At 28.9% G+C, this 13,765-nt stretch carries 10 protein-coding genes and 1 tRNA gene; 7 read left to right on the plus strand and 4 right to left on the minus strand.

The features are described 5' to 3' along the window. A partial coding sequence (locus tag RR409_RS17480) for a polysaccharide deacetylase family protein (RefSeq protein WP_332559058.1) occupies positions 1-1,025 on the minus strand: 1,025 nt, incomplete at its 3' end. A 674-nt stretch (positions 1,026-1,699) separates the two neighbouring features. Here RR409_RS17480 and RR409_RS17485 point away from each other — a divergent pair. The 3 genes from RR409_RS17485 (at position 1,700) to RR409_RS17495 (ending at position 4,493) form a co-directional block, all read left to right on the plus strand. Next, positions 1,700-2,317: a hypothetical protein gene (locus RR409_RS17485; protein WP_332559059.1), complete on the plus strand. Its 618-nt coding sequence runs from the start codon at positions 1,700-1,702 to the stop codon at positions 2,315-2,317. A 353-nt stretch (positions 2,318-2,670) separates the two neighbouring features. Further along, positions 2,671-3,939 (plus strand): HD-GYP domain-containing protein, encoded by a 1,269-nt coding sequence (locus RR409_RS17490; RefSeq protein ID WP_332559060.1) that lies wholly within the window; start codon positions 2,671-2,673, stop codon positions 3,937-3,939. Between the two features lie 17 nt (positions 3,940-3,956). Continuing rightward, positions 3,957-4,493 (plus strand): DUF5317 family protein, encoded by a 537-nt coding sequence (locus tag RR409_RS17495; protein WP_332559061.1) that lies wholly within the window; start codon positions 3,957-3,959, stop codon positions 4,491-4,493. A gap of 192 nt (positions 4,494-4,685) precedes the next feature. On the opposite strand, the gene RR409_RS17500 is transcribed toward RR409_RS17495, so the two are convergent. After that, a tRNA-Gly gene (locus RR409_RS17500) sits at positions 4,686-4,759 on the minus strand. A 440-nt stretch (positions 4,760-5,199) separates the two neighbouring features. On the opposite strand from RR409_RS17500, the gene RR409_RS17505 reads away from it, so the two are divergent. The 3 genes from RR409_RS17505 to RR409_RS17515 all read left to right on the plus strand — a co-directional run bounded on the left by RR409_RS17505 (position 5,200) and on the right by RR409_RS17515 (position 10,927). Then, positions 5,200-6,927: an ABC transporter ATP-binding protein gene (locus RR409_RS17505; RefSeq protein WP_332559062.1), complete on the plus strand. Its 1,728-nt coding sequence runs from the start codon at positions 5,200-5,202 to the stop codon at positions 6,925-6,927. Continuing rightward, complete coding sequence (locus RR409_RS17510) at positions 6,893-8,686, plus strand: ABC transporter ATP-binding protein (RefSeq protein WP_332559063.1); 1,794 nt, start codon at positions 6,893-6,895, stop codon at positions 8,684-8,686. The genes RR409_RS17505 and RR409_RS17510 overlap by 35 nt, the downstream gene beginning before the upstream one ends. A gap of 573 nt (positions 8,687-9,259) precedes the next feature. Continuing rightward, positions 9,260-10,927, plus strand: coding sequence for a ribonuclease J (locus RR409_RS17515; protein WP_332559064.1), 1,668 nt, complete (start codon positions 9,260-9,262; stop codon positions 10,925-10,927). A 70-nt stretch (positions 10,928-10,997) separates the two neighbouring features. On the opposite strand, the gene RR409_RS17520 is transcribed toward RR409_RS17515, so the two are convergent. Next, a complete protein-coding gene (locus RR409_RS17520) occupies positions 10,998-11,867 on the minus strand; it encodes a LysR family transcriptional regulator (protein ID WP_332559065.1) in 870 nt (289 codons plus the stop codon). A gap of 339 nt (positions 11,868-12,206) precedes the next feature. Between RR409_RS17520 and RR409_RS17525 the strand changes: the two genes are divergently transcribed. Then, a complete protein-coding gene (locus tag RR409_RS17525; protein ID WP_332559066.1) occupies positions 12,207-12,704 on the plus strand; it encodes an AbrB family transcriptional regulator in 498 nt (165 codons plus the stop codon). A 275-nt stretch (positions 12,705-12,979) separates the two neighbouring features. Here RR409_RS17525 and RR409_RS17530 read toward each other — a convergent pair whose 3' ends face one another. Beyond that, positions 12,980-13,672 (minus strand): response regulator transcription factor, encoded by a 693-nt coding sequence (locus RR409_RS17530; RefSeq protein WP_332559067.1) that lies wholly within the window; start codon positions 13,670-13,672, stop codon positions 12,980-12,982. Positions 13,673-13,765: the final 93 nt, after the last annotated feature.

A 13,765-nucleotide genomic window follows, 5' to 3' on the forward strand; every position in this document is an offset into this window, starting at 1 on the left:
GTGTTTGTTTTTGATACAGCATGAATTAACATTATTGAACCATTATGAAGTCCATCTAATATAGTCTTTTTAGCTTTTTCAGGGCTAGGCTGCTTATTTATATCCCAGTCATGATATGCAAAGCTCCAAAATATTGTTTGATATCCAAGATTCTTTGTCATAGCTAAAGTTCTATGAGAGTATTCCCCCATAGGTGGTCTAAAGAATTTTGGCATATCTTTATTAGTTATTCTTTTATATTCCTCTTCTACATCTTTTAGTTCCTTATTAAATTTTTCTTCACTACCAGCAACAGTAGGCATAGAAGGATGATGATTTGTATGGTTAGCAACTATATGGCCTTCATCTATCATTCTTAAAATCAAATCGTTGTTTGCTTTCAGATAAGGCAAAGTTACAAAAAACATAGCTTTAACATCGCATTCTTTTAAAGTATCCAAAATCTTGCCAGTATATCCATTTTCATAGCCTTCATCAAATGTTAAATAAAGAACTTTTCTACTGGTATTACCCACATAATGAGCATCATATTTAGAAATGTCGAAGCCAATCTTGGTATTAACCTCTGGTGTTACATGAGATTTGTTAGGCTTGAACCACCAACCAATCTTATTGTTACTTAATTCATTGAAATCTACTTTCTCTAAACTAGTATCTTTATTTAAATTAGATTCACTATTGGTAGGATTATACTTACTATCTGAATTATTAATTTTATCATAGTTATCAGATTTGTTGCTAGGATTAGAAATGGTACTTTGGCCTTTTTCATTATTTTTTTCTTCTGTGGGGTTTACTAAATCGTTGTTTGTAGAATTTTCTATAGTGCTTTTGTTTTCATTAATATCTTTTGACTTGCTATTTTCAATGGGACTGAAAGTTGTTCTTGTAGCTGGTTCTTCTTTTTCAGTAAGAGCTTTCTTTTGAAAATCACTATTGTATTTCAATGAACTACAACCAGCAAATGAAATAGAAGAAGTTAGTATAGAAACTAAACATAATAATTGTACAGTTTTCTTATTCATTGAGTACCTCCTTATAATAAAATTATATTTATTGATAGTATTTAATTTTTCAATTTCTTAGGTGATAATATATTTTTTATCTTCGATATTTTACTTGTGAAGATTTAAATGCTTTATATAAGTTTTTTAAATCATTAAATAATAAGGGAATTAAAGTAATCATAATAATTTCATAAATTTATAATGAATTTTCACGTGGAAATAAAGTTTGTGATAAAAAAGATTTATATTCCTGTAACATATATACGAACAAAAAATAACTAAGGGTTATGATAATAACAATAAAAGCTAATATTGTTTAGTATAGCTTAAAAATAGAAAATTATAAGCTTGTTACCTTACTATCTTAAAGTTGAAGAAAGTGTACTTATTAATAAAGAAAAAAGTTTGCTTTTAAATTTGGCGCACATAAAAAGTTGCAAATACATAGACGTGACAAAGTTGAACTTATATCATTACTTTTTAAAAGCTAAACTACTATTAAACTTTCTTACTAATACTATATTTTTAGAATGTAGATGTAAAAAAATATTAAAGTTGTCGATTTAAAGCATGTTATTATATAAATATAAAAAATATTTAGAATTAAGTCATAATTGGAACTATTCCCTTGTTCAATGTAGGAATTTAAGGTATAATTTAACTGAAGTTATGAGTAGATGAGAGGTAAAACTATGAATTTTTCGCCCTTTTATGAAATTATTAATAAAATCAATGGTATAACTCATGTTAAAATTCTATATGATGATGAGAACTTACAAGAAGTTCATATTCTTGCAAGCACAAATAGAGCACCTAAACAGATTGTAAGAGATGTGGAAACTGCTCTTTTAGCAGTATTTAACTATAGAATTGATAGAAAGATTATTAGTATAGCTCAAATAGATACAGAGGATTATAAAGGTATTAAAAGAATTAGATATGAAGGCATTGTACTAGAAACAAATGATCATAACATTGAATGTAAGGTAACATTAAACTACGAAGGAGAAGAGTTTTCTGCTACAGAAATAGCAATAAAGACTACTTTGAATAGACGAAAGGTTGTGGCAAAAGCAACAGTATCTGCAGTGGAACGAATAATTGGACAATCCTATGTGTTTGATATTCAAGATATCTTACTAAATACAAGTAGAGATGTAAACTTCATCTCTGTAATTGTAAATATGATAATTAATGAAAGCGAGGAATCAATGGTGGGGTCTGCTCTTGTAAAAAATGATATTAATGAAGCTATTGCAAAAGCCACTCTTGATGCTGTAAATAGAAGGATACAAGGGAAAATAAATTAAATAGTTAATTAGCATCAATTACTGTTATCTTTTCCCTTAGCGGAGTGAAACATGACAGGTTTTAGCGAAGTCCTGTTAATAAGCTAAAAGGGGGAATTTATTAATGAAAAAGTTAATGATAAAGGTTGTACCAGCTTTAATGACTTTACTTGCTCTTGCAGTAGCAGGTGGATCTCAACTTACTTGGGTTTTTAGAAAGTAACATGCTCTAGTTATTGATGCTTTTAAATTTTAGGTTTATAGGGGGATTTATTTGAAATTCAACTATAGACCTAAAGAAATTAAAATGAACTATTTAGAAATTACATAATTATGATTTGCTATTTTGATTATGTCAATCAGGGGGACAGTATATGGGAGTTTTACCAACTAGGCAAAAGCAATTTTTTATTTTTACTTATATAATTACATTGATTTTTTTTCTTTCGTCTTTATATTTAGGATATATTCCAGTAGAACTTCGCAATTATACAGACATATTATTTTTTGCAATTTTAACTGCATTGACTGAATCTTTTACCGTAGTTTATTTAGAGATATCATTTAGCACCACATTCGCTATTACAATTGCATCATACATTTTATTAGGGCCGTTTAAGGCCACTGTAATATTAATTTTTGGGGTTTTATTTCGAATATTAAGGCTAGATGACGGTACATATAATCATTTTTTTAATGCACCTTTATATGGAACAGTATTTAATTGTTGTGTTCAAATTCTACCAATTTTCATCGGTAATTATTTTTATATTGTTAGTGGTGGAACCTTCGGAGCTGAAAAACTTTCCACTAACATAATTTCATTAATTATATTTAGTGGTGTTTATTTTTTGCTTAATACATTCATAATGTCAATTATGTTATCGTTTTATATAAACAAAAATGTACTATATTGTTATTTTAGTAATATAAAATTAGGTTTGCTTAATTACATTGCTATGATTCCTTTTGGAATTATTTTAGCTTTTGTTTTTAATGAATATAAATACTTTGGAGTATTACTTATGTTATGCCCAATTATATTAGCTAGATACACTTTTTCTATGTATATAGATTCAAAATTTCAGTATATACAGACAGTAGAAGCCCTGATGAATACAATAGAAGCAAGGGATCAGTATACTCAAGGACATTCACGTAGGGTGGCGGAAATTTCTACTGAGATTGCAAAAGCATTTAAGTATAACCAATGGAAGTTAGAAAAGTTAATGGTGGCAGCTATGCTTCATGACGTGGGGAAAATAGGTATTAGTGATAATATTTTAAATAAACCTGGAAAGCTTACTGACGATGAATTTTCAAAAATTAAAGATCATCCTGAAATAGGTCATAATATTTTAAAGGACGTAAAAAATCTTGAGTACATATGGCCAATTGTTAGGCATCATCATGAAAGGTACGATGGAAAAGGGTATCCTCATGGTTTAAAAGAGAATAATGTATCCTTGGACACCTATATTGTTCAATTAGCTGATGCTGTTGATGCGATGGCAACAGATAGACCTTACAGGAAAGGACTTACGAAGGAGCAAATAATTAAGGAAATAGAAAATAATATAGGAACTCAATTCCACCCTAAGGTAGCTGATGCTTATTTAAACATATTAAAAAATGCAAATTAATATTGGAGGCCAGTGGCATGTTTATATTAGCGCTAATCGGAGCTATAATAATTGGATATCTTATGAAAGGAAATATACAAAACTTATCAAATATTACCTTGAAAGGTATGTATCTAATTGGTATTGCTTTTTTTATAGAATTTATTATTATACTGTTAATCAACAAAGGAATAATAAACCCAAGTATAAACACTTATATAGCAAATATAATCATGTATTTATTTATATTTACATTTATATTTATCAACAAGAAGAATCCATATATAGTTTTGATGGGAGTGGGATTTTTTCTGAATGCCATTGCGATTTTCTCCAATAGTGGTACAATGCCTGTTAGTGGACAGGCTATTGAAGCAATTGGATTTTCCCCTAACGTTCAGGGGGAAGGACTTTATAATATTATTAATTCTCAAACTAATTTAAGGTTTCTGGGTGATATTATACCATTAGATTTTATTGGTAGATTTATTGTAAGCATTGGAGATATTTTATCTGCTATTGGTATGATGCTATTTATAATAACATCAATGAAAAAGCAACAAAAAATTGATTAGATTTTATTAATTTTAGTAAAAAAATAATTTATTTATTAAAGATATATCCATTCCTTGTAAAAAGAAATGTATGTATCTTTTGTTAATATTAAGCTTGTAAAGTATAAAAATAAGACTTATTACCATTTATATTTATGAAAAAAGGATATAGTTTCACTTTTAAGTGACTATATCCTTTACTTTTTGAATTATTGGAGCAGGTGAAGGGAATCGAACCCTCGCCAATAGCTTGGGAAGCTAATGTACTACCATTATACTACACCTGCAAATATTATATTTTAATTATAGCAAACTTACAAAAAATATAAAAGGTTTTTTTGGAAATTTAAAGAAGTTTTAATGACTTATATTGTAAATAGGTAAGAATAGATTAAGATGTTCAATAAATTTTTGTTTCACGTCATGTTAAAAATAGTATTTATACATATTGGGAACTTAGTTTATTAATACTTATCTTTATTTATTACTTAAGCGTAGTTTTAAAGTGTATATGATAATTAAAAGTACTTGTTTTAGTTTTTTTCATAGAAAAGGGAAATGGTACTACACTTTCCAAATATGCTTTGTATTTGATTATTAAAAGTGAGGTATATTTTACATTAATAAAATTTTCCTTATGTATTTTTACATTTATATATTTATTACATTGATTTTTTATACATATATTACTTATACTTGTATTATAGGATACTTATGGAGGTGCTAAATGGGGAAGCATATAATATTAAGTTTTATTAAAAGTCACAAAATTTCATATATTATTGGTGTTTTTTTTATGCTTTTAACCGCATACATCCAGGCATTATTTCCTAAAGTTCTTGGTGATACTATAGATATATTGAAAATTAATAACTTTAGCTTTAGTTTAGTAAAGTTAAATGTAATTTATATGTTATTTATTGCATTAGGAACCTTTATAACAACCTATGGATGGAGAAATTTTATTGTGGCTAATGCAAGAAATTTAGAATGTCATCTTCGCGAAATGCTCTATTGCCAGCTACAGAAATTATCTCCTGAGTTTTATAACAAAAGAAAAACAGGAGATTTGATTGCTTATGCAATTAATGATATTTCTGCTGTAAGAATGACCTTTGGTCCTGCAACGGCTATGACCATTAACGGAATTGTGATCTGTACTATTTCTATCTATTTGATGTGTAAAACCATAAGCTGGAAACTTACATTACTTACGTTAATTCCTATTCCATTTATTGTGGCTTTTATGTTAAAAATAGGTAAGTTAGTTCAAAAACGATTTAGAATAGTACAAGAAAACTTTGCATCAATATCAGATAGAATTCAAGAAAATATATATGGAATTCGAGTCATAAAAGCATATGTCCAGGAAGAATATGAGAGTGATAGCTTTGAAAAGCTAAATAATGAAATGATGGATTCTAATCTTAAGCTGATTAAAGTCTCATCATTATTATCTCCCTTTATTGAGATAGCCTTTAGTATTAGCTTTGTAATGAATTTAATCATTGGTGGGAATATGGTGTTAAATGGAACTATATCTTTAGGAAGTTTTACAGCTTTTAATGGTTATTTAGCTATGATTATGAAACCAATAAATTCCATTGGCAGGGTTATAACCATATTTCAAAGGGGAGTTGCTTCTTTAAAAAGACTAAATGAGATATTTGATGTAGAACCTGAGATTAAAGATGGAAACAAAGGTGTTGATTTACCATTAAAAGGAGAGATAGAGTTTAAAGGTTTAAGATTTTCCTATGATGACTCGCAAACACATGCATTAGAGGATATAACACTTAAAATACCTAAGGGGTGTACGGTAGGCATTCTTGGGAAAACGGGTACTGGAAAGACTACTATTGTAAATCTTTTGATGAAACTTTATAATGTGCCATTTAAAAGTATATTTTTAGATGGAATTGATATCAATGATTACTCTTTACAAGTTATTAGAGAAGGAATTGGATATGTACCACAAGATAACTTTTTATTTTCTGCATCCATAAATAACAACATTAAATTTTTTAAGGACATTTATAGTGAAAAAGAAGTTGAGGAGGCTGCAAAAATTAGCTCCATATATGAAAGTATATTAGAATTTCCAGATGGATTTAATACAATTCTTGGAGAGCGTGGAGTTAATCTTTCAGGGGGTCAAAAACAACGTATTTCTATAGCAAGAGCAGTTATTAAAAAGTCACCTATATTAATACTTGATGACTCTCTCTCAGCAGTAGACACAATTACAGAATCTAAAATTATTATGAATTTGAAAAAAATAAGAAAAGATAAAACTACTATTGTAATTGCTCATAGAGTTTCTACCTTAAAAGACGCAGATTTTATTATTGTGCTGCATGAAGGAAGAATATGTGAAAAAGGAACTCATAACGAACTTCTAGTGAGAAGGGGGCTATATTATGAAACATATTTGGAACAGCATAAAGATACCTAAGAAGAAGTTGGATAATAAGCTTAATGGCCTAAAAGCGCTGATTTTATTGGCTTCACCACATATTAAAAAAATAGCTTTAGCTATCTTATGTGTAATTTTAGTTAATTGTTCAGAACTTCTAAAACCATTTATATTAAAAGTAGTTATTGATGATTTTTTAACAGCTAATGTGCCACAGACAAAACTTTATTCCATAACCTCAATGGGCTTAATGTATTTTACTATTGTTGTTTTAGGTGGTTTTTTCTCCTTTTCTCAAGTGAATTTAATTAACTCTGCTGCTCAGCAGATAATGAAAAGTTTGAGGACTAGGGTATTTAATACAATTCAACTGTTACCTTTATCCTACCTGGATAAAACCTCTTCTGGTAGATTAATAACTAGAGCTACAAATGATGTGGCAGCCTTAAGTGAGATGTATACAGATGTAATTATAAATCTTTTTAAGGATATATTTTTACTGATTGGTATAGTTTATGCAATGGTTGCCCTTGATGTAGAACTTGCCCTTATAGCTTTTTCTGTAGTGCCGATAATGTTTTTCTTTGTATTTCTTCTAAAAAATAAAATAAAAAACAACTTTTCAAAGATGAAAAGTCTAATAGGAAAAATAAATGGATTTATGGCTGAAAATATTTCTGGAATGAAGCTTATACAAATATTTAGGGGTGAAAAAGAAAAAAAAGAGGAATTCTTGAAGTTAAACGAAGAATATTTTAAAAGCACCTTATTTCAAGTAAGATTAAATAGCATATTAAGGCCAGCTTCAGATGTTTTTCAAAGTGTTTCTATAGCAATTTTAATATGGTATGCAATGAACAAAATATATGATCACAATTTAGAAATAGGTGTGCTTGTTGCTTTCACAACCTATATAAAGCAGTTCTTTAACCCAATATCTGACTTGGCAGATAACTATACTACTATACAGTCTGCCTTAGTTTCAGCAGATAGAATTTTTGAATTACTTGATGAGGAAGAAAATTTAGAGGATTTGAATCTTGGGAAAGCTATGGAAAATCTAAATGGAGATATTGAATTTAAAAATGTATGGTTCTCTTATAACAATTCATGCTGGATATTAAAGGATGTGAGCTTCAAAGTAAATAAAGGTGAGACAGCAGCATTTATTGGAGAAACTGGGGCTGGAAAGACTACTATTATAAGTTTAATTAGTGGTTTTTATCCAATTCAGAAGGGAGAAATATTAATTGACGGTGTAAATATAAATGAAATAAAAAAGAAGGACCTTAGAAGAAATATCTCAGTGGTTCTTCAAGATGTGTTTCTTTTTTCAGGAGATATAGAAAAGAATATTTCATTAAAAGATGATATAGATAGAGAAGATATATATCATGCCCTTGAGACAACTTGTGCTTTAGAGTTTGTTAATAATCTTAATGATGGAATACATTCTCCAGTTATGGAAAGAGGAAGTACTTTCTCTGCAGGGGAGAAGCAATTATTATCCTTTGCAAGAGCATTAGCTCACAATCCTTCTATATTTATACTAGACGAAGCTACAGCTAATATCGATACCCATACAGAAAAGATGATACAAGGAGTTATCGAAAATGTATCTAAGGATAGGACTACATTAATTATTGCTCACAGACTTTCCACCATAAGAAATGCTGATAAAATAATTGTATTGAAGCAAGGGGAAATTGTAGAAATTGGAAACCATGAAAAATTAGTTAAAAAAGATGGATATTATAAAAACATGCTTCAAGGGAACAACATCAAGGATGTTATATAATATATGCAAACAACTATTTAAAAAAATATAAGTTTATAAAAGTAAAAATTCCGATTTGAAGATATAGATTTAATCAATTTAAGGACGATTCTATTTACCTAGATAATACAGAGTTCTGTAAAACATTCCTATGAAGTATCAATAGCTTTTGCTATGTAGTACTTTATGGGACTTTTTTTGTATAGGAAATTGAACTTTTTTTACTTCAGAAAAGTCATGGTAAGGCTTTGGCATAAGTAGATTGGTTTGTATGTAAAAATTAAAAGTGGTGGACTGTCCTTTTAATAGAGCATGTGAATATACGCTTTTGTTCTATGTATAAAACAACGGTTTGAAAACTCCGTGAAGTTATTGAATAAATTCACTTATCTTAAAAAATAAAATTTGTGAGATTAAAAGAATTAAATTTATCGGTTAAGCACAAAATAAAAGAAAAGGTGTTACATAAGTTGTAATAAGAAAGTTTTATTAATTTGTGATGTGAATACATTGAAGAATTAATTAATGAAAAATACTTAGCACAAAGTATATAAAAGATTTGAGAAAATTTATCGAGGCAAAGGAGGAAGTTTAGTGGACAATAATAATAATAGTGTAAAAGTTATTCCTTTAGGAGGACTTGGAGAGATTGGAAAGAATATAACTGCCTTTGAATATAAGGATGAGATCATTGTTATAGATTGCGGCATAGCCTTTCCAGACGAAGAAATGTATGGTGTAGATCTAATAATTCCGGATATAACTTACTTATTAAATAATGCAAAAAAAGTAAGGGGTATATTTATTACTCATGGTCATGAAGATCATATTGGTTCCTTGCCATATATTTTAAAACAATTAAATGTACCAGTGTATGGAACTAAACTAACTATAGGAATTATAAAAATGAAATTAGAAGAACATAACTTGCTTTCAGATTGCGAACTTCATGAAGTAAACGCTGGAGAAGTAGTAGTATTAAAGAATTTAAAAGTTGAATTCATAAGAAATACACATAGTATTGCAGATTCATGTTGCATTGCAATTCATACACCTGTTGGAGTAATACTACATACTGGAGATTTTAAGATAGATTATACGCCTATTGATGGAAAGGTAATGGATTTAGAACGTATTTCAAACTTAGGTAAACGTGGAGTGTTACTACTTATGGCAGATAGCACAAATGTACAACGTCAAGGCCATACAATTTCAGAAAAGTCCATAGGAGAAACACTAACACGAATACTTTCTAATGCTCATGGGAGAGTTATTGTGGCAACTTTTGCCTCCAACATTCACAGAATGCAGCAAATAGTAAATTCCTCAGTAAAATATGGAAGGAAGATAGCTTTTAGTGGAAGAAGTATGGAAAATATATCCCAAGTAGCTATGGAACTTGGATATCTTCATATACCGGATGGAAGTCTTATAAAGGCTGATGATATACCAAGCTATCCAAATGAAAAGGTTACTATCATAACTACAGGAAGTCAGGGAGAGCCTATGGCAGCCCTTGCTAGAATAGCATTTTCAAATCATAGAAAAATAAAAATTGAACCAAAGGATTTATTTATTATTTCTGCATCACCAATTCCAGGTAATGAAAAGTTAGTATCAAAGGTGGTTAATGAGTTATTTAGAAAAGGTGCAGATGTTATTTATGAAGATTTAGAGGAAGTCCATGTATCAGGTCATGCTTATCAAGAAGAGTTAAAGTTAATTCATACCTTGGTTCATCCTAAGTATTTTATGCCAGTTCATGGTGAACACAGGCATTTGAAGCATCACGTAGATTTAGCAGAAAGATTGGGAATGGATAGAGCTAACATATTTACAATGGTCACAGGTGATGTTTTAGAACTAACAGATAGTGAAGCAAATATTACCGGAAAAGTTCAAACAGGGTCAGTGTACGTAGATGGACTTGGAGTGGGCGATGTTGGAACTGTGGTGCTTAGAGATAGAAAACATTTAGCACAAGATGGTATGCTTGCAATAGTTGTCACTATAGAAAAGGATTCTTTTAGTATTATAGCAGGTCCAGATATTATTACTAGAGGATTTGTTTATGCTAAGGAATCAGAAGAACTCATTAATGAAGTTAAGGAAATTGCAAAAAGGGAACTGGAAAATTGTTTGGATAGAAAGATTGTAGAATGGTATGTATTAAAAGCAAATATGAAACAGTCAATAGAAAAATATTTATATGAAAAGACAAAAAGAAGACCTAGCATTCTGCCTATAATTATGGAAATTTAAATTCATATAAATTATAATTTTAGAAATATAGAGGCTTAAGATTAGTAAATGTCTTAAACCTCTATATTTTTTAAATGTCCTGAAGATCAAAATTCTTTATGAAATTCACAAAAGCTTTGACAACATTTAACTTTAAAGTTTCTTCTTCATAAAACATCCAAGTCTTTCTTATCAATGGTGTTCCATTTTTATTAGCCAAGTTTATGATATATAAATCATTTGTTTTATTTACTATCATACTGGGCATAATTCCATACCCCAGGTCATTGATAACCATTTCCTTACAAGTTTCAATTTGATCAACATTCATACTTACTAATGGTCCTTGTGAGAAAGTTTCTGACCACCAATTATCAATTAATGATTTTAATAAGTAATCAGTTTGATAATCAATTCTTGGGTGATTAGGAAGATCTTCTATAGCTATACGATTTTTAGATACAATACAGATATTTTCTTCAAATAATAGATGTTTTTCACTCTTCCAATTATAGTCACCACGAAGTAAACCAATATGGACATCTTTATTGTTTAGTAAATTGAAGATGTCACTACTCCAATCAGTAACGATTTTAAACTCTACCTTTGGATATTCAGTCTTGAATAGCTTTAATAAGGTAGGTAATTTGTTTTTCATCATAAATCTTGATACACCTAATTTTAATGTACCTACTACATCATCATTCATATTCCAAAGAGTTTCTTTTATTTTCTCTATTTTCAATAACATCTCATTAGCACATTGTACTAAATATTCTCCTTGAGGAGTAAAGGATATGCCTCTTCTTCCCCTAGTTACGATGCTTACCCCAAATTCTTTTTCAATTTGTTGCAATCGATTTGTCAATGCTGGTTGAGAAACATATAAGGTTTCAGCGGCTTTAGTAATATTTTTTTTGTCATAAAGGATTTTAAGTATAAGCCAATCTCTACTATCCATTTCGTTCCCCCAATATAGACATAATATTTTTTTATGGATTAGCATAAAGAATTATTATTTTATTTATATCTAATACTATACTAAACTTGTTATAGTAGAGTCAATAAAGTAAATAGTGTAATTAAATACAATATATTAGCACTTAGGTTGAGATAATTAAAGTAAATGAGTTAATACAAAAAATATAGAGATGTTGAAAGTGTGCAATGATTTTACTTTATTAGAAATAAGAAAATTTCTGAAATAATTAAATACGATTAACTTATATCGTGCCAATAAAATAAACATCTATTTAAGATGAGTTAACTACTAATATATTGGTAAATGAAGGAGATTATAATGGAAAAAATTATTTATACATTAATTATAGCTGGCATTGGTGGTTATGTTGGAATTAAGCTGAAAGTACCTGCAGGAGCCCTTATTGGTGCTATGATATTTGTTGCTATTTATAACATAAAAACTTCTCAAGGTTATATACCTAAAGATTTTAAGTTAATTGCACAAATCGTGGTTGGGGCAATGCTTGGATTAAACTTTAATATGCAATCAATACTAGCATTAAAAAAATTAATTTTACCGTCTATTGTTTTGGTGTTAGGGTTAACCATATTTAGTTTGTTATTAGGTATCTTAATACATAAGATTACGGGGTTAGATTTAGTAACTGCATTATTTAGCAGCTCTCCTGGGGGGCTTACAGACATGTCGTTACTTGCGGAGGCATATGGTGCTCAAACTCATGTGGTGGCCTTGATGCATTTAATAAGACTTACAACGGTAATAACAATATTTCCTATAATAATTAAATTTTTACAAGAGCATTTTTTATTTTAGTCGATATTATTGTAATCTAAGAAAGAATATAAAAAATTTATTTAACATAAGTGTTGTAGATCATGGTTTAAAGGTAAATAGCAGCATTTAAGTTAAAATTAGGGATTAATTGTAGTAAATGGTTAGTGTTGAACAATACTTCACATTTATGACCGTAAAAAACATAATTAAAAACACTACTATGGTTATATTGAGTAGTGCTTTTAAAAGTGAATATTGAATAAATGCTAGAAAGTTTTAAAAAATAGTTATGAGCTTTTGCTAATAAGTTTAAGTTAAACAGAAAACTTGTAGCCAATTCCCCATACGGTTTTAATGTATTTTGGTTTACTAGGAACATCTTCAATTTTATTTCTTAGATATTTCATATAAACCATAATACTATTATCATCAACGGCATTATCATTCCATACATTTTGATACAGTTGTTCCTTTGAAAATACTTGGTTTGGATGCTCCATAAAAAATTTTATAAGCTTTATTTCTTTTGAAGACAATTTAATTTCTTCATCGTTCTTATAAAACTTATAGCTATTTATATCAAACTTAAAAGGTCCATTAATCATCATACTTTGATTAACATCCTCATGCAAAATTTCTCTACGCCTTTTAACTTGAGATTTGACCTTTGCACTAAGTACAGATGGGCTAAAAGGTTTTGTTATGTAAGCATCTGCCCCGATATCTAAACCCTGAATAATATCTTGGTCTTCTTTTTTACCACTGAGGAATATGATAGGCAATTGTAAGTTAGAATTTCTAATACTTTTAGCCACCTCATAACCAGAAATTCCATCCATTAAAATATCTAATATTACTATGTCAAAATTAGTATTGGATATCATTTCAAGGCCTTGAATTCCATTTTCTGCTTGATAAACTAACATACCCTCTAAAGTTAGCGTTTTGTAAATCAGCTTTCTTATAGCTTCTTCGTCTTCAACAATAAGAATTTTTATTTTTTCCATACTTCCTCCACAACATAAAATAAGTCACTAAACTAATAGGTTAAAATCTTCTGAATTAAGATTATGTTAAGAATTTAAACTTATTATAATAAA

Source organism: Clostridium sp. (genome assembly GCF_036642255.1).
In the GTDB taxonomy this organism is placed as follows: Bacteria; Bacillota; Clostridia; order Clostridiales; family Clostridiaceae; genus Clostridium_J.